The sequence below is a fragment of the Virgibacillus sp. Bac330 genome, from assembly GCF_003667845.1.
GTDB classification, from domain to species: Bacteria; Bacillota; Bacilli; order Bacillales; family Amphibacillaceae; genus Virgibacillus; species Virgibacillus chiguensis.
In genome coordinates this window covers 4,118,891-4,134,606 of sequence record NZ_CP033048.1, presented here as the reverse complement: position 1 = coordinate 4,134,606, position 15,716 = coordinate 4,118,891, and the positions used below count along the sequence as shown (strand labels likewise).

The window sequence follows — 15,716 nt, the reverse complement described above, 5'->3', positions numbered from 1 at the left end:
CCGACTTGCCTAGTCGAATTCCCGTATTTCTATATTTCAATTTTTTATAGAATCGTGCGCGCTAGTACTTCTCTGTGTGCTTGGTGCTGGTTCATCGACATACCATCCAACAACCAGCGAAATTGACGTGGGCTAATAGATATAGGCGTTAAGTCTTTATCGGATGGCCATTGAAATGTTCCTTTTTCAAGCCGACGATAATACAGCCAAAATCCGTTGACTTCCCATTGCAGTATTTTTAACTTATCACGCTTTCGGTTACAAAATACAAACAGGCAAGGAGAAAAAGGGTCTAAATCGAAGCATTCTATCACAATGGCAGCAAGTCCATCAATCGATTTACGCATATCTGTGCTACCGCAAGCTAAATACACTTTTTCAAATGGCATATTCATGAACGTGATTACTTCCCTAAAACATGAATAATATCCGAGAGTAAGTTCATATCCGTTCCTGATCGCACTTCAATGGAGGTAGAACCAACGTGAATAAAGATCGGTTCTTTCTCGTGAGGTGGTACAAGTGGAAAATCACCCATTTGAACGGTTAGCCATTGTGTTTCCCTGGATGCGCTTTTCTTGATGGAAGTTTTGCCGTGCTCACGAAATTGTTGCACCCAATAATACATCTGATGCGTTTTAATTTCTTTCCCTCGGCACCATGCAGATATACTTTGTCCGCTTTCCTTCCAGGCATCATACCGCGCTTTCCATTCTATTCGCTTGTCTTTTAGGGTCATCGCATAACCTCCTAATTTATTTTCTAAGAAGATTATCACATAGATGCCCTGTGATTGTTATGTGTATTTTATTTTACGCTTACATCCAAACAGAACTTATGCATCAATTAGCCACGGAAATGGAGGAAAGTGAAGAACTAATTGCAACCACAAGAGCTGCGCTAATTCGATTACTGGACGATCATCTAGATTCAATGAAACAATTAAGAAATACATATAGAAACATAGTTGGATCAGGAAAATACGATAAATTAAATACCTCTCATGTGGATGAAATATTTCGTGAATTAACAAATGTTGGGGCAGATGGAATTCCTTCTTTAATCGATATAGATGAGTTTGAACATCTTTTGGAAAAGCTTCGAAAGAATCAAAATGATACAGGAGAAATAGCTTACCATATGGTTAAAATGAGTAAAAATTTTAAACAAATCGATCAAATACTTGCTCAATGGCTACATATACATTAATAAGGGGATTGTGAAATAATGAGTAGTAGAAGTGATTGGTGGAAAGATTACCTAGAAACTAAAGCACAGAAAGAAGCGTTAGAGAAGCAAATTAAACAGAACTTAGAAGAAAATGTGGACATTACAAAGATGCAATTAGAGCACAGTTACGCTGTTTTGTCACTTTTACAAAAACATCAGGTTATTTTAAGCAAAATCAACCAATACTTTGACGGAAAAGCAAATCACGCTTTAATGGAACGCTTTATAGATAATATAACTCAACTCAAAGAAATGGATCGTATTTACAAGGAAAACTATGAAAATATTCAACTTAAACAATGGTTTTGGTAGGAATAAATTTTAATAAAAGATTACATTCATTGAAAAGAAGTTTTGAACAAAAGTAAAGAAAATGTATACAATTATATACTTGGTCTGTCATATTTAACTGGAATCAGGAGGGGTTACGCATTATTAACATTGACACAATTATTATAGAGTTAGTAAAAGACATTAAAAAGGAAACAAAATACAAAAGAAAAAATGCTCAGTTTATTAAAAGCCAGTTCGTATCATTAGTTAATTTTGCCGTTAACGATAGAACTATTTACTCATCATTTTTTGAGTTTGAAATCTGTTCAACTTCGCGAGGAAATTGTTCTAATAAATCTTTATTATATTTCTTGGGTCCTGGATTTGTTTTTACATAATTCCACAAAAATGCAGCAACTTTCATTTTATTTTTCATACCCTGCGTCCTTATATCTCTATTAAAATCACTAACAAAATTATTCCATTGGTATGTTTTTTCTTCAGGTGAATTTACAACATTATTTTTCTTCTTACCATCTTTTCCTTTTTCATAAATCTTTATTAAATCCGCTACTGTCATATCAAGATCACCTTGACGCTCCGCTTCTCGTAGCGCCGATGCCATATCCTTTGTAAATTTAAACTTTGGAACGTTGTAGTAATTTGCAAAAAATTCCCTAGCTTTCTGATTAAACTTAAAACCCTCAGGAATTAATTTCGTATCTACAGTTATACTATTTGAACTCATTCCTTTTCTCATATTAGACATTTGTTGACGGTGATCAACTACTTTTTTTCCAGATAGATAGTTTTTAATTTTTGTTTCCAATTCCGCTTTCGTTCCATAGGATGGTATTTTACAATCAGCACAAATTCTCTTTAACTCTTCTTTATACCAATAATGTTGAGAAAACTCCTCAACTGACATATTCCGATTAAAGTCCGGTCTATTTATTTTATCCATAATACTCCTCCTGTAAATATTAGATTTAATTTAATTTACTACCAACTAATCCAAAAGCATATTTTTTATTAAGCTTCTTTTATCACCTTTATTTACCTGGGCTATTTTAAATGAGCTTGTTTTGTTTAAAACAGGGAATATGGAACAAAGATATGGGGCTGGGAAAGTTCAAAATGATTTTTTGATTTGAAAATTAAATTAATCCTCTTTCTTTGGATTTTAATATGCTCTATTAAGCCCATCGAAACAAAGAATTTAAAGTCATTAATCTTTTCGATTGGAAATAATTAATTTCGATTAAAGCACTAGTCTTGGAGTTAAATAGTCGTGGATGAAGCTTTTAGAGTGATGTAAATTCTTACATATTTCTAAAGATGTGGTGATATGTATTTCTTTCAATGGTTAAATTTACTACTTTTATAACAGATTGAATAATTCCGTTTAAATCATTTTATCTAATTTTGTTATTCGATACCGTTTCTTTAATTGATTATAACAAATTCCCCCCCCTTTAAATTTTACAGAATTAAAAATATGAAATTATGTCCCCTATAAATTACCATACCAGAAATTTTTAATAAAACAATGTAAATGGTGCCTTGACAACAAGGAAATTATTAATTAAGATAAGTCAAAGGCTAGTTAGCCTAGCTATCTAAAGGAATGATTTAATGAATCAGCTTAAAAATTACATGTTACCTGCATATATTAATAGGCTTTCCCACTTTTTATCCCAGTTAATTCAAATAAAAGCCGAACCGTACGGAATAACAAACGCACAATTAAATGTGTTGTTTTGTCTCCTAGGTGGTGATCCCATTACACAAAAGCAATTACTCCACTATCTTGATGTCAAATCCTCAACTTTAACTGTTTTACTTGAACGTTTGGAACGTAAAGGATTAGTTTTTCGAAAACAACACCCTGACGATTCAAGAGCTAAAATTTTATCACTAAGTGAAAAAGGAAAGCATTTTATTCACCAGACAGTAGAACCGATGGGTTACGAATTGGAAAAGAATTTGCTAAGAGGATTTAATCAAAACGAAAAAGAGCAACTATTCGAGCTCTTTGACCGTTTACTTTCGAATATGGATCAGCTTAAAAAGGAATTGCGCCAAGAGTAAATATGATTTTAATATAAAATGAAGGGAGATTTGAATATGGGGTTGGTAAAAAGTTTGCTTTAAAGTTTGGGAAGCCTGACGGCCTTTTAGGCAGCATTGCAGGTAAATTAATGGCGTCCACAGGTGTTGAAAAGAACAAGCGGACGATATCGTTGTTAAATATTCAAAAAGTAGATAACGTCTTAGAAATTGGTTTCGGTCCAGGGATTGCGATTGAAATGGTTTCCAATATTAACCGGGATGGTTATGTTGTAGGGATTGATTACTCCGATGTCATGTTACAGCAAGCCAAAAAAGTATGGGGCTTGCAGATAAAGATATCACCGACAAAGTCTATACACATAAAGATATCAAGCAGCTTCTTATGGCAATTGACAAGCTATAAGAAAGCTGCTTTTTCTTTAAATTATTTGTCTGCTACTTGTATGTTACGTGTATATTAGGTGTGAATTTCCCCCTGTTTTTAAAGCCCCGCATATACAGTAAAATCCCCCAACCATAGGTGATTGAGGGATTTGCAAGTGTTGATTTATTAACGTTTTGAGAACTGTGGTGCACGACGTGCTTTTTTAAGACCGTATTTATAACGTTCTTTCATACGAGCATCACGAGTTAGGTAACCCTCTGATTTTAGAGCGCTACGGTACTCAGGATCAGCTTCTAGCAATGCACGTGCAACTCCGTGACGGATAGCTCCTGCTTGACCAGTGAAGCCACCACCATGAACGTTGACAATAATGTCATATGTTCCTTGTGTTTCTGTTGCTACAAGTGGTTGGTTTAAAATTAACAACTGTGTTTCATATGGGAAATAATCAGCTGCATTACGACCGTTAATTGTAATGTTGCCCGTACCAGGTACTAAACGTACGCGCGCAGTTGATTTTTTACGACGACCTGTGCCATAGTATTGTACTTGTGCCAAAATGATTTACCTCCTTTTAATTACCCACGAAGCTCATAAACTTCTGGTTTTTGTGCTTGATGATTGTGTTCAGCGCCTCTGAATACATGAAGTTTCTTAGCCATTCTGCGACCTAGAGGACCGTTTGGAAGCATGCCTTTAACTGCCAACTCTAGCATACGCTCAGGATATTTTGTACGCATTTCCTCTGCATTACGTTCTTTTAAACCACCAGGGTGGTTTGTATGACGGTAGTATTTTTTATCTGTTAGTTTATTACCAGTTAATTCAATTTTCTCTGCGTTAATGATGATGACATGGTCACCTGTATCTGCATGTGGCGTGTAAGTTGGTTTATGCTTTCCACGAAGGATCGCAGCAACTTCACTTGCTAAACGACCTAATCGTTTGCCTTCTGCATCAACAACTAGCCATTTGCGTTCGATATTATTTTCATTTGCCATGAAAGTTGTGCGCATGTGTCTTTCCCTCCAAAATAATTAAATTCAAATTTCTATTCGTTCGTCTATTTCAACATAATTAGTTTCCGGGGCTAATCATGGTTTAGAAATAAAATGCCATTAATCATAATACACCAAATATCACTATTATGTCAAGGTTTATTCCTCTTCAACTTTACGAGATCGCCTTTTTTCACCCATAGAGCAAAGAATGCTTTAATATAGGCTCTTTACCATGTCCCACCCAAATGCGCACCGCCCTATTTATTCCGTTTAGATTAGTAGTTACACTCTTCCAAATGGTTTGTGTTGCCGCAAATCACTACCCTTATCACTTGCAAGAATAATTAGTACTTCACACGACACAAATAGAGGCCTTGTGCGGGCACTGTTTCTCCTACTGCACGTCTATCCCTTTTTGACAGTAAAACAGCTATATCAGACGCTTCTCGCCTTCCTTGGCCTATGTCTAATATTACACCAACGATGATGCGCACCATATTATATAAAAATCCGCTGCCGCGAAAAATAAATTCGATTTCGGCGCCTCTTTTTTCACAGGTTACTTGATAAAGCGTACGCTGTTTGCTCCCTCTTGTTGTTGCTTTAGCAGAGGAAAAGGTTGTAAAATCATGCGTTCCTTCCAAATAACGGCATGCTACTTGCATGGAAGCAACGTCTAATGCATACGGGAAAAAATAAGCATAATGGCGTCTAAATACATCCGGTTCCTTTGCATGATATACATAATAGCGATATTCCTTCTCTACTACATCATACCTAGCGTGGAACGTATTAGGAACCACTTCTACCTGCTTAACATAAATGTCATCAGGGAGCAAGGTGTTTAATGCTTGCTTCCAATTGTACATAGGGATGTTGTATGGAGAATCAAAGTGAATCGTCTGTCCTTTCGCATGAACGCCTGTATCGGTTCTCCCTGAAGGATGAATGCGTACAGGTTCACCTTTATGCATTTTTTGTAATGCTTTTTCTAGTATTCCTTGTACGGTTCTTTTTCCAGGTTGGATTTGAAATCCCGAGAAATGAGAGCCGTCATATTGAAGTGTACATTTTAGTCGTTCCATGTTTTTGCAGCCTTTCTATCTAGTTCCTTGTAAAAAATAGTCCTAAGATGACGAATATAAATAAAATGTATATTCCTACGTCTAGCTTCGTAAATTTTAATTCTCGTAACTTGGTACGACCTTCGCCACCTTGATAGCCTCTCGCTTCCATCGCCATAGCTAGCTCTTCTGCTCGTTTGAAAGCACTGACGAATAATGGAACGAGCAATGGCACGACGGCTTGTATGCGATCTTTGAGCTTCCCTGTTCGAAAGTCAACGCCACGTGACGCTTGCGCTTTTGAAATTTTATCTGTTTCTTGTAACAACGTTGGAATGAAACGGAGTGATATCGACATCATTAACGCCAATTCATGAACAGGAAATTTCACTTTTTTTAATGGTTGCAACATGCTTTCAATCGCATCCGTTATTTCTATCGGTGTTGTTGTCAATGTTAGTAGCGACGTGACTAAAATAAGTAGAAAGAATCGCATGGAAATAGCAAAACCTTGAATTAACCCACCAGAGTATACTTGAAAGGTAAAAATCTCGAATACGACATCACCTTCTTTTGTAATAATTACATGGAGTAGAAAGGTAAAAATAATTAAAAACCAAACAGGCGTTAAACCCTTTAAAACAAATCGTAATGGTACACGAGATGTTATCATACTTAAAAGTGCGAAAACAGTTAATATTGTATAGCTCCACACATTGTTCGCTAAAAAGACGACAAACACAAAGATAAATATAATTGTAATCTTCGTTCGTGGGTCTAATCGGTGAACAACGGAGTTCCCTGGTACGTACTGACCAATAACCATGGCATTATTCATGGCTTTTCCCTCCTTTAAGCACGGCGGCAATAGCAGTTGCTAATTCGCGCTCAGACTGCTTCGTAAAAGGAAGTTTGGTGTGAAATTTTTCATTCCAACGATTAATAAAGGCTACCATTTCGGGAACATCCAGTTGAACTTGTTGCAATGCTTCCTTTTGCACAAACACTTCCTCTGGTTTCCCTTCCATATATTTACTACCTTTATTTAAAATAATGACATGATCCGCATACGTAACGGCATCCTCCATGCTATGTGTGACGAGTATCGTTGTAAGCTGTTCAGACCGATGGCGTTCATAAAACATCTCCATCATTTCTTTTTGCCCTCTTGGATCAAGTCCTGCAGTCGGTTCATCTAAGACAAGGACGTTTGGTTTTGTAGCTAAAACACCAGCAATAGCGACCCTGCGCATTTGCCCACCACTTAAATCAAAGGGGGAGCGCTCTACATAATCTGCTGATAAACCAACAGCTTGTAATGCTTCTGTCACTCGCCGTTGTATTTCGCTATCCCCAACACCAAAATTTTTAGGTCCAAAGCTAATATCCTTCGCAACCGTCTCTTCAAATAGTTGATGCTCCGGATATTGAAATACGACACCGACCTTGCTTCTTAGCTGTTTCAAATGTTTCGGCTTTTTTTCTGCCGTGAGCTCAAAGTCTCCTATCTTTACTTTTCCTGCTGTCGGCTGAACAAGACCATTTAAATGCTGAATTAGAGTTGATTTTCCTGAACCCGTATGACCTACAATGGCTACAAATGTTCCAGAAGGGATATGAAAACTTAATTGGTCAATCGCTTTATGAGCAAATGGGGAGTGCTGTTGATAGATATAGCTTACGTTCTCGAATGTAATGTCCATAGTTCCTCCAACAGTTCTTCATGATTTAATGGTTCTTTTGTGATGGGAATGCCCGTCTGTTTTAAAGCTTTTGCTAAGGAAGCAATAAACGGAACATCTAATCCAATTGCAAGTAGATCATCTTGCTTAGAAAAAAGCTCTCTCGGATGAGACTCGTCCCAAACTTGACCTTCATTCATTACAATAACCCGATCTGCTTGGACAATTTCTTGCAGGTCGTGCGTAATCGTTAGTAAGGATACATCCTTATTTGCTTGCAAATGAGCGACGGTTTGCATAATATCTCTTCTTCCTCTTGGGTCTAACATCGCCGTTGCTTCATCTAAAATAAGCACTTTGGGAGATACAGCTAGCACGCTTGCAATAGCTATACGTTGCTTTTGTCCACCAGATAGACGATGAGGCTCCGTTAAGCGATAATCCACCATGCCAACTGCATGTAACACATCATCAAGTCGCTGTAGCATTTCCTCTCTTGGAAAACCTCTATTCTCCATGCCAAATGCAACATCGTCTTGTACAGTTGTACCTACAAATTGATTATCTGGATTTTGAAACACCATGCCGACATCTTTACGTACATCCCAAATGGTATCTTCCTGCACTTTTTTCCCAGCTACATAAATTTCCCCTTCTTGCGGAAATAAAAGTCCATTCATTAATTTAGCTATGGTAGATTTCCCCGAACCATTATGACCAATAATGGCAACCCATTCTTCGCGATCGATCTCAAAGCTACAGTTTTTCAGTACCCATGGCTGCTCTGCTCCATATCGAAATGATACATTTCTAAACTCTACCAATTTTTCATTGCTACTCATCTAAACTCCTCCTCTTGCCAAAAAGGGTACTTGTTACAAAACGCAAATTATAGTATTAGAAAAACTTGGCTTGTCGCCGCATCTTATGGTGGAAGCCGTTGGTTTGCTAATACTATAATCCTAGAAACTTTATACTTTCCTATAGACAAAAAAAGGGCTTGGATGTACCTCGTAGAAGAGATTCAGTCCTGCCCTTGTCGCCTGTGGTTACATTAAACTAGTTCAATGATTGCCATTTTCGCACCATCACCTTGACGAGCGCCCAGTTTAAGAACACGTGTGTACCCACCTTGACGGTCTTCGTAACGCGGAGCCACATCATTGAAAAGCTTCTGAATAACGTTTTGATCTTCATTAGCTTCTTGATTATATAGAAATGAGGCTGCTTGACGGCGTGCGTGCAGATCCCCACGTTTGCCTAATGTAATCATTTTATCAACAACGGATTTTAACTCCTTCGCTTTTGCTTCTGTTGTTTCAATCCGCTCATGAATAATTAAATCAGAAGCAAGATTACGAAGTAGCGCCATGCGTTGATCCGATGTACGACCTAATTTTCTAGCCATGGACTATCCCTCCCTTTCTTTGATGACTTTTAAAAACTTCCATTCAAACGACCTTGTATACTCACATTAGGTCTACCTTGTTTTATCTTTTCCTACGCACATCCTCTACTCTTCGGAAAAAAGCGATGACAGCTCCTTTTCCAAAACGCAAAAAAGTGATGCAACGAACGAAAGCAAACTAAAAATACTGAATGGAGTAATTCGTATATGCAAGCACTATTTATCCGTGTGCCTTAATTTTCTAATGATGTCTATATGATTAGTCATCGTCTCGCAAGCCAAGACCTAAATCGTTAAGCTTCACTTTTACTTCTTCTAACGACTTACGTCCAAGATTGCGTACCTTCATCATATCTTCTTCAGATTTATTTGCTAATTCTTGTACGGTGTTAATCCCAGCGCGCTTTAGACAGTTATAGGACCTGACAGAAAGATCGAGTTCTTCAATCGTCATTTCCATCACTTTTTCTTTTTGGTCTTCTTCCTTCTCGACCATCACTTCAGCGTTTTTCGCTTCATCTGTTAAACCTACAAAAATATTAAGATGCTCTGTAAAGACTTTCGCACCTAAAGAAACAGCTTCTTCTGGACGAATACTGCCATCTGTACGTACATCTAATGTCAATTTATCAAAGTTAGCTACTTGACCAACACGTGTATTCTCTACTTGGTAGGTTACACGTGATACTGGAGTAAAAATGGAGTCAACTGGAATTATCCCGATTGGCTGATCATCACGTTTGTTTGCTTCAGCAGGTCGATACCCACGTCCACGTTCTGCAGTAATTTTCATAAACAAGCTGCCTTTGTTATTCAATGTAGCAATTAACAAATCCGGATTTAGGACCTCTACATCACTATCATAGGTTAGATCTGCAGCCGTAACTTTTCCTTCTCCCTGCACATCAATCTCCAATGTTTTTTCTTCATCTGAGTAGATTTTTAGCGCTAATTTTTTCAAGTTCAAAATAATTGTTGTTACATCTTCAACAACACCATCAATCGTTGAAAATTCATGTAGCGCTCCATCAATTTGAACTGAAGTCACAGCAGCACCTGGAAGTGAGGATAGTAGGATACGACGCAAGGAGTTTCCTAGAGTGGTACCATATCCACGTTCAAGCGGTTCGACTACGAATTTTCCAAATGTAGCATCATCGCTGATTTCTACCGTCTCAATTTTTGGTTTTTCAATTTCGATCATTCCATAAAACCCTCCTTTAAAACGTCGAAACCCCGGTTAGACAGCGGTCTAACCGAAATTCCTCAAAAATGCAGTTGGCGTTTCTGCACTACTTGTAAATCTTTCGTACGTTCTTGTCTTCTGGAAGCTCTATTCCTAAAGGAAAACCAACCTTTAGACTTTTAGCTATCATAACCCATTATAGACAGGGTGACAAATTATATACGGTATAATTATACACGACGACGTTTTGGTGGGCGGCAACCGTTATGTGGTACTGGCGTTACATCACGAATAGCTGTAACTTCCAAACCTGCTGCCTGAAGAGAACGAATAGCTGCTTCACGGCCGGCTCCTGGTCCTTTAACGGTTACTTCAAGAGTTTTCATACCATGGTCAATTGCAGATTTAGCAGCAGTTTCAGCTGCCATTTGGGCAGCAAATGGAGTAGATTTCTTTGAACCTTTAAAGCCCAATGCACCAGCAGAACTCCATCCAAGAACATTTCCTTGCGTATCTGTAATCGTAACGATGGTGTTATTAAATGTTGAACGGATATGGGATATACCTGACTCAATATTTTTTTTCACACGACGTTTACGTGCGCTTGACTTTTGTGCCATTACCTTTTAACCTCCTTTAACATTTATTTTTTCTTTCCAGCGATCGCGCGACGCGGCCCTTTACGAGTACGTGAATTATTTTTTGTTTTTTGTCCACGAAGAGGAAGTCCACGACGATGGCGGATTCCGCGATATGAGCCGATCTCGATAAGACGTTTAATATTTAGAGATACTTCACGACGAAGGTCTCCTTCAATGGTATACTCGTCTGTAGCTTTACGAATTCTTCCTAATTCGTCCTCAGTAAGGTCGCGTACACGAGTGTCTTCAGAAACGCCTGCTTCTTTAAGGATTTTTTGAGCAGTAGTTTTTCCAATACCGTAAATATACGTTAGGGAAATGACTACGCGTTTATCACGTGGGACATCAATACCTGCAATACGTGCCATAAAGCTTTAACACCTCCTGTTTGTTATCCTTGTTTTTGTTTATGCTTTGGATTTTCACAAATAACCATTACTTTACCATTTCGTTTAATGACTTTACATTTTTCGCAAATGGGTTTTACAGATGCTCTTACTTTCATCATCTTTACCTCCTTTAATATCGGAGCTCACTTATTTATAACGGTACGTAATTCGTCCTCTAGTTAAATCATACGGAGAAAGTTCAACCGTTACTTTGTCGCCAGGAAGAATGCGAATAAAGTGCATACGAATTTTCCCGGATACGTGGGCTAATACAGTATGACCGTTTTCCAATTCGACTTTAAACATCGCATTCGGCAATGTTTCCGTTACGGTTCCTTCCACTTCAATTACATCGTCTTTCGCCATCGTGTTGATCTCCCTTCTTCAAATCAGTCACAACTTCATTGATAAATTTAGCTATGGCAAACCGCAGTTTACCATTTGTGACACGACCAGTTTCTAGAAGGCTGTTTTGGACTTCTGGAGAAATATAATCCATTAACTCGATATGATGAAGATTCTTTTTCTTTGGTCGATCATATTTACGTTTTTCCCCATCTGCAAGCAAGACATACTTATCATCGACAGATTTAATAACGACTGCATATTGACCCGCTTCACGACCTTGCATAATTCGAACAACTTGACCTATCCGCGGTATCGAATCATCTTCGTTCAACAACGATCACCTTCACTTAGGCTATAGTTTATATCAATGCCTGTTTATTGAAAAGAATTACTCACTTTTATCCTGTGTCACCTTATTATCTATATAGAAATATGCCGCACTGTACTCCACGACTTATTATAACTTTTCATTACTAGAAATGCACTTCATACAATTCTAAGGCTATTATTGTACTTTAGCTTGAATATCTTGAAACACTTGATCAATATCCTGATCGCCATTAACTGTTACTAGATATCCTTTTTCATTATAAAAGTCTAATAACGGCTTCGTCTGTTCTATATTTACAGATAGACGCTTTTTCACCGTAGCTGGCTTATCGTCATCACGTTGGATTAAGGTTGAGCCATCTTTATCACAGACCCCGTCTTCTTTTGGCGGATTATAAACTACATGGTACGTTGTTCCGCATGTTGGACAAATTCTACGACCAGTTAGACGCTCCACTAATTTTTCTTCTGGTACATCTACATGAATGACATAATCAATGGATTGATTGATATCCTGCAATAGACTTTGTAATGCTTCTGCTTGAGCAATAGTCCTTGGGAAACCATCCAATAAAAATCCATGTTTACAATCATTTTTACTCAAGCGTTCTTTAACAATACCATTCGTAACTTCATCTGGAACAAGTTCTCCTCGGTCCATGTACGCTTTTGCTTTTTTACCTAAGTCTGTTCCCTCTTTAATAGCTAAACGGAACATATCTCCTGTTGAAATATGAGGGATATCATATTTTTCGTTTATTTTCTCTGCCTGTGTGCCTTTTCCAGCACCGGGCAGGCCCATTAAAATTAAGTTCAACAGATTTCTCCTCGCTCTCGTCTTCAGCAAAATTACTTAATAAATCCTTTATAGTGACGTTTTACCAATTGACTTTCCAATTGCTTCATCGTCTGAAGTGCTACTCCAACAACAATCAGTAAACTAGTTCCGCCAATTTGTATGGACTGCGGCAAGTTAGCAACTCCGCTTAAAGCAAGCGGTAAGACAGATACAGCAGCTAAGAATAGTGCACCTACGAATGTGAGACGGTACAGTACTCTAGTCAAATAGGCCTCTGTGTTTTTACCTGGACGAATCCCAGGTACATAACCGCCTTGTTTTTGTAAATTCTCAGCCATTTGCTCTGGGTTTACTTGAACAAACGTATAGAAGTACGTAAAAGCGATAATTAACGCAACATAGATAACCATACCTATTGGCTGTGTATAATCAAAGATACGTTGGATGGTTGCAGCAATATCGTTTCCTTCAAAGAATGTCGCAATTGTACTTGGCGCCATAATAAACGCTATGGCAAAGATAACTGGAATAACACCAGCAGCGTTCACTTTTAAAGGTAAGTGTGTTGACTGACCACCTACTGGAGAACGATTGACAAGTTTTTTTGCATATTGAACGGGTATTTTACGTAACGCTTGTTGAATAAAAATAACTCCAACGGTTACGGCAACCACAACCAAAGCAATCAACGCAACAATAACAATATTAATGAACAGTTCATCGCCAGGGTTAATAAAATACTGGCTGTATAGCTGTTGTACGCCATTTGGTACTGCTGCAACAATACCTGCAAAAATGATAATCGAAATTCCATTACCGACTCCATTCGCAGTAATTTGTTCTCCAAGCCACATTAAAAATGCTGTCCCACTCGTTAAAACAATGGCAATAACAATAAATTTCATGGGACCAGGATCAGCAATTAACATACCACCAGCCATAGCATTAAATCCTACTGACATAGCAATCGCTTGGATAAAGGCAAGGACAATGGTACCATAACGCGTAACTTGGGCAAGCTTTTTCCTACCTGCATCACCTTGTTTTTTCCACTCAGCAAATTTAGGTACGACATCCATTTGTAGCAATTGCATAATAATAGACGCCGTAATATAAGGCATAATCCCCATCGCAAAGATGGAGAAATTTTGCAATGCGCCACCACCAAATGTGTTTAAAAAGCCAAACACATTTTGGGAATTCATAAAGTCAATTGCCTGTTTATCAGTAAATGGCACAGGTATAAATGTGCCAAGACGGAAGACAACCAACATTAATAACGTGAAAATTATTTTCCGTCTTATATCACCTACGCGCATAAAATTGGAGATTGTACGGAACATTAAATCACCTCTGTTTGACCGCCCGCTGCCTCGATTGCTTCTTTAGCGGAAGCAGAGAACTTGTGAGCTTTTACTGTTAGTTTTTTCTCGATCGAGCCGTTGCCAAGTACTTTAATACCTGCTTTCAACTTGCTAACTACGCCTTCTTCCAGTAATAGCTCAGGTGTTATTTCTGTGCCTTCTTCAAACCGATTTAACGTTTCTACATTTACAATAGCAAACTCTTTACGATGAATGTTTGTAAACCCACGTTTTGGTAAGCGTTGGAATAGTGGTAACTGACCACCTTCAAACCCTGGACGAGTACCGCCACCAGAGCGCGCTTTTTGACCTTTATGTCCACGTCCTGATGTTTTCCCGTTGCCAGATGACATTCCACGACCTACACGATTACGGTTTTTACGTGTACCTTCTGCAGCCTTCAATTCATGAAGTTTCATGCGAGCACCTCCTCTTACGCTTATTTCTTATTTAAACCTCTTTAACCGTTAGTAAATGAGATACTTTATTGACCATGCCGCGAAGAGCTGGAGTATCTTCATGAACAACCGATTGACGAATTTTCTTTAATCCCAATGCTTGAACAGTTTTTCTTTGAACTTCTGTTCCACCAATAACACTGCGCGTGAGGGTTATTTCTAGTTTTTTAGACATAACAGTTCCCTCCTTATCCTAACAGTTCTTCTACAGACTTTCCACGTAGTTTTGCTACATCTTCTGCGCGCTTTAAGTTTGTTAAACCATTGATTGTTGCACGAATCATATTAATCGGCGTATTAGAACCTAATGATTTTGTTAGTATATCACCAACACCAGCAAGCTCTAAAATCGCACGTACTGGGCCACCAGAGATAACTCCTGTACCTTCCGTAGCTGGTTTCAACAATACATTACCTGAGCCGAATCGACCATGAATTGCATGTGGGATGGTAGTTCCAACAATAGGTACTGTAATTAAATTTTTCTTCGCATCATCTACTGCTTTTTTAATTGCTTCTGGTACTTCTTGTGCTTTTCCTGTACCAAAACCTACATGACCATTCTTGTCTCCGACAACAACTAGAGCTGCAAAGCGGAAATTACGACCACCTTTAACAACTTTTGCAACACGGTTTACCGCAACAACACGTTCTTCAAGATCTAATTTGTTCGGATCAATGTTTTTATTCATGTATGTCCCTCCTTTATCGTTTAAAATTCAAGACCTGCTTCTCTTGCAGCCTCTGCTAAAGCTTTCACACGTCCATGATAAAGGTAGCCACCGCGGTCAAAGACAACCGATTTGTAACCTTTATCCTGAGCACGTTTAGCTATTGCTTCTCCGACTTGTCTTGCTGCTTCTACATTACCAGTTGCACCTGTTAAGTTCAACTCGTTATCTTTTGTAGAGGCACTAACCACTGTGTTTCCACTTGTATCATCAATAAGCTGTACATAGATGTGTTTATTTGAACGGTAGACGTTTAGACGAGGACGCTGTGCTGTTCCGTGAACGGTTTTACGTACACGAGCGTGCCTTCTCTTACGCACCATATTTTTATCAGGTTTTGTAATCACTTAGGTC

The 15,716-nt window shown here is 38.3% G+C and carries 26 protein-coding genes; 4 read left to right on the top strand and 22 right to left on the bottom strand.

Annotated features, from left to right (window positions below):
- Positions 1-44: 44 nt before the first annotated feature.
- Together tnpB and D9780_RS19335 are read right to left on the bottom strand one after the other, a co-directional pair.
- Positions 45-395, bottom strand: coding sequence for an IS66 family insertion sequence element accessory protein TnpB (gene tnpB / locus D9780_RS19340; protein WP_162985763.1), 351 nt, complete (start codon positions 393-395; stop codon positions 45-47).
- An 8-nt stretch (positions 396-403) separates the two neighbouring features.
- Positions 404-739 carry an IS66 family insertion sequence element accessory protein TnpA gene (locus tag D9780_RS19335; protein WP_121641195.1) on the bottom strand — a complete coding sequence of 112 codons (336 nt, stop codon included), beginning with the start codon at positions 737-739 and terminating at the stop codon, positions 404-406.
- A 59-nt stretch (positions 740-798) separates the two neighbouring features.
- Here D9780_RS19335 and D9780_RS19330 point away from each other — a divergent pair, with 59 nt between their 5' ends.
- Both D9780_RS19330 and D9780_RS19325 read left to right on the top strand, forming a co-directional pair.
- The gene (locus tag D9780_RS19330; protein ID WP_121641194.1) at positions 799-1,209 is read left to right on the top strand and encodes a hypothetical protein; all 411 of its coding nucleotides are present in this window, start codon (positions 799-801) and stop codon (positions 1,207-1,209) included.
- Between the two features lie 18 nt (positions 1,210-1,227).
- The gene (locus D9780_RS19325; protein WP_121639562.1) at positions 1,228-1,542 is read left to right on the top strand and encodes a hypothetical protein; all 315 of its coding nucleotides are present in this window, start codon (positions 1,228-1,230) and stop codon (positions 1,540-1,542) included.
- Between the two features lie 256 nt (positions 1,543-1,798).
- Here the strand turns inward: D9780_RS19325 and D9780_RS19320 are convergent, their stop codons facing one another.
- The gene (locus D9780_RS19320) at positions 1,799-2,467 is read right to left on the bottom strand and encodes an SAP domain-containing protein (protein WP_121641193.1); all 669 of its coding nucleotides are present in this window, start codon (positions 2,465-2,467) and stop codon (positions 1,799-1,801) included.
- 671 nt (positions 2,468-3,138) lie between these two features.
- On the opposite strand from D9780_RS19320, the gene D9780_RS19315 reads away from it, so the two are divergent.
- Positions 3,139-3,594: a MarR family winged helix-turn-helix transcriptional regulator gene (locus tag D9780_RS19315; RefSeq protein ID WP_121641192.1), complete on the top strand. Its 456-nt coding sequence runs from the start codon at positions 3,139-3,141 to the stop codon at positions 3,592-3,594.
- A 110-nt stretch (positions 3,595-3,704) separates the two neighbouring features.
- Positions 3,705-4,037, top strand: coding sequence for a class I SAM-dependent methyltransferase (locus D9780_RS19310; RefSeq protein WP_121641191.1), 333 nt, complete (start codon positions 3,705-3,707; stop codon positions 4,035-4,037).
- An 89-nt stretch (positions 4,038-4,126) separates the two neighbouring features.
- Here D9780_RS19310 and rpsI read toward each other — a convergent pair whose 3' ends face one another.
- From rpsI to rplR, 19 genes are all read right to left on the bottom strand, one after another.
- Positions 4,127-4,519 (bottom strand): 30S ribosomal protein S9, encoded by a 393-nt coding sequence (gene rpsI / locus D9780_RS19305; protein WP_073012653.1) that lies wholly within the window; start codon positions 4,517-4,519, stop codon positions 4,127-4,129.
- Between the two features lie 20 nt (positions 4,520-4,539).
- Positions 4,540-4,977 (bottom strand): 50S ribosomal protein L13, encoded by a 438-nt coding sequence (gene rplM, locus D9780_RS19300; protein ID WP_073012650.1) that lies wholly within the window; start codon positions 4,975-4,977, stop codon positions 4,540-4,542.
- A 329-nt stretch (positions 4,978-5,306) separates the two neighbouring features.
- Entirely contained in the window at positions 5,307-6,047 is a 741-nt protein-coding gene (gene truA / locus D9780_RS19295; protein ID WP_077706766.1) for a tRNA pseudouridine(38-40) synthase TruA, read from the bottom strand.
- Positions 6,048-6,066: 19 nt separating this feature from the next.
- Entirely contained in the window at positions 6,067-6,864 is a 798-nt protein-coding gene (locus D9780_RS19290; RefSeq protein WP_073012644.1) for an energy-coupling factor transporter transmembrane component T family protein, read from the bottom strand.
- On the bottom strand, positions 6,857-7,729 hold the full coding sequence (locus D9780_RS19285) for an energy-coupling factor ABC transporter ATP-binding protein (RefSeq protein WP_121641190.1): 873 nt from the start codon (positions 7,727-7,729) through the stop codon (positions 6,857-6,859). The genes D9780_RS19290 and D9780_RS19285 overlap by 8 nt, the downstream gene beginning before the upstream one ends.
- Positions 7,705-8,550 carry an energy-coupling factor ABC transporter ATP-binding protein gene (locus tag D9780_RS19280; RefSeq protein ID WP_073012640.1) on the bottom strand — a complete coding sequence of 282 codons (846 nt, stop codon included), beginning with the start codon at positions 8,548-8,550 and terminating at the stop codon, positions 7,705-7,707. Before D9780_RS19280 ends, D9780_RS19285 begins: the two co-directional genes overlap by 25 nt.
- Positions 8,551-8,762: 212 nt before the next feature.
- Complete coding sequence (rplQ, locus tag D9780_RS19275; protein WP_073012637.1) at positions 8,763-9,116, bottom strand: 50S ribosomal protein L17; 354 nt, start codon at positions 9,114-9,116, stop codon at positions 8,763-8,765.
- A gap of 259 nt (positions 9,117-9,375) precedes the next feature.
- Positions 9,376-10,320 (bottom strand): DNA-directed RNA polymerase subunit alpha, encoded by a 945-nt coding sequence (locus tag D9780_RS19270; RefSeq protein ID WP_073012634.1) that lies wholly within the window; start codon positions 10,318-10,320, stop codon positions 9,376-9,378.
- A 212-nt stretch (positions 10,321-10,532) separates the two neighbouring features.
- Complete coding sequence (gene rpsK / locus D9780_RS19265) at positions 10,533-10,922, bottom strand: 30S ribosomal protein S11 (protein WP_073012631.1); 390 nt, start codon at positions 10,920-10,922, stop codon at positions 10,533-10,535.
- 23 nt (positions 10,923-10,945) lie between these two features.
- A complete protein-coding gene (rpsM, locus tag D9780_RS19260) occupies positions 10,946-11,311 on the bottom strand; it encodes a 30S ribosomal protein S13 (protein ID WP_073012629.1) in 366 nt (121 codons plus the stop codon).
- 23 nt (positions 11,312-11,334) lie between these two features.
- Positions 11,335-11,448: a 50S ribosomal protein L36 gene (rpmJ, locus tag D9780_RS19255; protein ID WP_005999442.1), complete on the bottom strand. Its 114-nt coding sequence runs from the start codon at positions 11,446-11,448 to the stop codon at positions 11,335-11,337.
- Positions 11,449-11,479: 31 nt separating this feature from the next.
- Entirely contained in the window at positions 11,480-11,698 is a 219-nt protein-coding gene (gene infA, locus D9780_RS19250; protein ID WP_003354757.1) for a translation initiation factor IF-1, read from the bottom strand.
- Positions 11,676-12,011, bottom strand: a complete 336-nt coding sequence (locus D9780_RS19245; protein ID WP_073012626.1) for a KOW domain-containing RNA-binding protein — start codon at positions 12,009-12,011, stop codon at positions 11,676-11,678. Before D9780_RS19245 ends, infA begins: the two co-directional genes overlap by 23 nt.
- Positions 12,012-12,185: 174 nt before the next feature.
- On the bottom strand, positions 12,186-12,827 hold the full coding sequence (locus D9780_RS19240) for an adenylate kinase (RefSeq protein WP_073012624.1): 642 nt from the start codon (positions 12,825-12,827) through the stop codon (positions 12,186-12,188).
- A 32-nt stretch (positions 12,828-12,859) separates the two neighbouring features.
- Entirely contained in the window at positions 12,860-14,152 is a 1,293-nt protein-coding gene (gene secY / locus D9780_RS19235; protein ID WP_073012621.1) for a preprotein translocase subunit SecY, read from the bottom strand.
- Complete coding sequence (gene rplO, locus D9780_RS19230; protein WP_073012618.1) at positions 14,152-14,592, bottom strand: 50S ribosomal protein L15; 441 nt, start codon at positions 14,590-14,592, stop codon at positions 14,152-14,154. The genes secY and rplO overlap by 1 nt, the downstream gene beginning before the upstream one ends.
- 31 nt (positions 14,593-14,623) lie before the next feature.
- Positions 14,624-14,806: a 50S ribosomal protein L30 gene (gene rpmD / locus D9780_RS19225; protein ID WP_073012615.1), complete on the bottom strand. Its 183-nt coding sequence runs from the start codon at positions 14,804-14,806 to the stop codon at positions 14,624-14,626.
- Positions 14,807-14,819: 13 nt separating this feature from the next.
- Positions 14,820-15,323, bottom strand: coding sequence for a 30S ribosomal protein S5 (gene rpsE, locus D9780_RS19220; protein ID WP_073012612.1), 504 nt, complete (start codon positions 15,321-15,323; stop codon positions 14,820-14,822).
- Positions 15,324-15,343: 20 nt separating this feature from the next.
- On the bottom strand, positions 15,344-15,709 hold the full coding sequence (gene rplR / locus D9780_RS19215) for a 50S ribosomal protein L18 (RefSeq protein ID WP_073012609.1): 366 nt from the start codon (positions 15,707-15,709) through the stop codon (positions 15,344-15,346).
- Positions 15,710-15,716: the final 7 nt, after the last annotated feature.

Coding starts and splice junctions, on each gene's coding strand:
- D9780_RS19290 (WP_073012644.1), bottom strand. CDS start 6,864: ATGAATAATGCCATGGTTATTGGTCAGTACGTACCAGGGAACTCCGTT.
- D9780_RS19320 (WP_121641193.1), bottom strand. CDS start 2,467: ATGGATAAAATAAATAGACCGGACTTTAATCGGAATATGTCAGTTGAG.
- rplQ (WP_073012637.1), bottom strand. CDS start 9,116: ATGGCTAGAAAATTAGGTCGTACATCGGATCAACGCATGGCGCTACTT.
- D9780_RS19310 (WP_121641191.1), top strand. CDS start 3,705: ATGGCGTCCACAGGTGTTGAAAAGAACAAGCGGACGATATCGTTGTTA.
- D9780_RS19335 (WP_121641195.1), bottom strand. CDS start 739: ATGACCCTAAAAGACAAGCGAATAGAATGGAAAGCGCGGTATGATGCC.
- secY (WP_073012621.1), bottom strand. CDS start 14,152: ATGTTCCGTACAATCTCCAATTTTATGCGCGTAGGTGATATAAGACGG.
- truA (WP_077706766.1), bottom strand. CDS start 6,047: ATGGAACGACTAAAATGTACACTTCAATATGACGGCTCTCATTTCTCG.
- infA (WP_003354757.1), bottom strand. CDS start 11,698: ATGGCGAAAGACGATGTAATTGAAGTGGAAGGAACCGTAACGGAAACA.
- rpsK (WP_073012631.1), bottom strand. CDS start 10,922: ATGGCACAAAAGTCAAGCGCACGTAAACGTCGTGTGAAAAAAAATATT.
- rplO (WP_073012618.1), bottom strand. CDS start 14,592: ATGAAACTTCATGAATTGAAGGCTGCAGAAGGTACACGTAAAAACCGT.
- D9780_RS19270 (WP_073012634.1), bottom strand. CDS start 10,320: ATGATCGAAATTGAAAAACCAAAAATTGAGACGGTAGAAATCAGCGAT.
- rpmD (WP_073012615.1), bottom strand. CDS start 14,806: ATGTCTAAAAAACTAGAAATAACCCTCACGCGCAGTGTTATTGGTGGA.
- rpsE (WP_073012612.1), bottom strand. CDS start 15,323: ATGAATAAAAACATTGATCCGAACAAATTAGATCTTGAAGAACGTGTT.
- rplM (WP_073012650.1), bottom strand. CDS start 4,977: ATGCGCACAACTTTCATGGCAAATGAAAATAATATCGAACGCAAATGG.
- D9780_RS19325 (WP_121639562.1), top strand. CDS start 1,228: ATGAGTAGTAGAAGTGATTGGTGGAAAGATTACCTAGAAACTAAAGCA.
- rpmJ (WP_005999442.1), bottom strand. CDS start 11,448: ATGAAAGTAAGAGCATCTGTAAAACCCATTTGCGAAAAATGTAAAGTC.
- D9780_RS19280 (WP_073012640.1), bottom strand. CDS start 8,550: ATGAGTAGCAATGAAAAATTGGTAGAGTTTAGAAATGTATCATTTCGA.
- D9780_RS19285 (WP_121641190.1), bottom strand. CDS start 7,729: ATGGACATTACATTCGAGAACGTAAGCTATATCTATCAACAGCACTCC.
- rpsM (WP_073012629.1), bottom strand. CDS start 11,311: ATGGCACGTATTGCAGGTATTGATGTCCCACGTGATAAACGCGTAGTC.
- D9780_RS19315 (WP_121641192.1), top strand. CDS start 3,139: ATGAATCAGCTTAAAAATTACATGTTACCTGCATATATTAATAGGCTT.
- tnpB (WP_162985763.1), bottom strand. CDS start 395: ATGAATATGCCATTTGAAAAAGTGTATTTAGCTTGCGGTAGCACAGAT.
- D9780_RS19330 (WP_121641194.1), top strand. CDS start 799: ATGTGTATTTTATTTTACGCTTACATCCAAACAGAACTTATGCATCAA.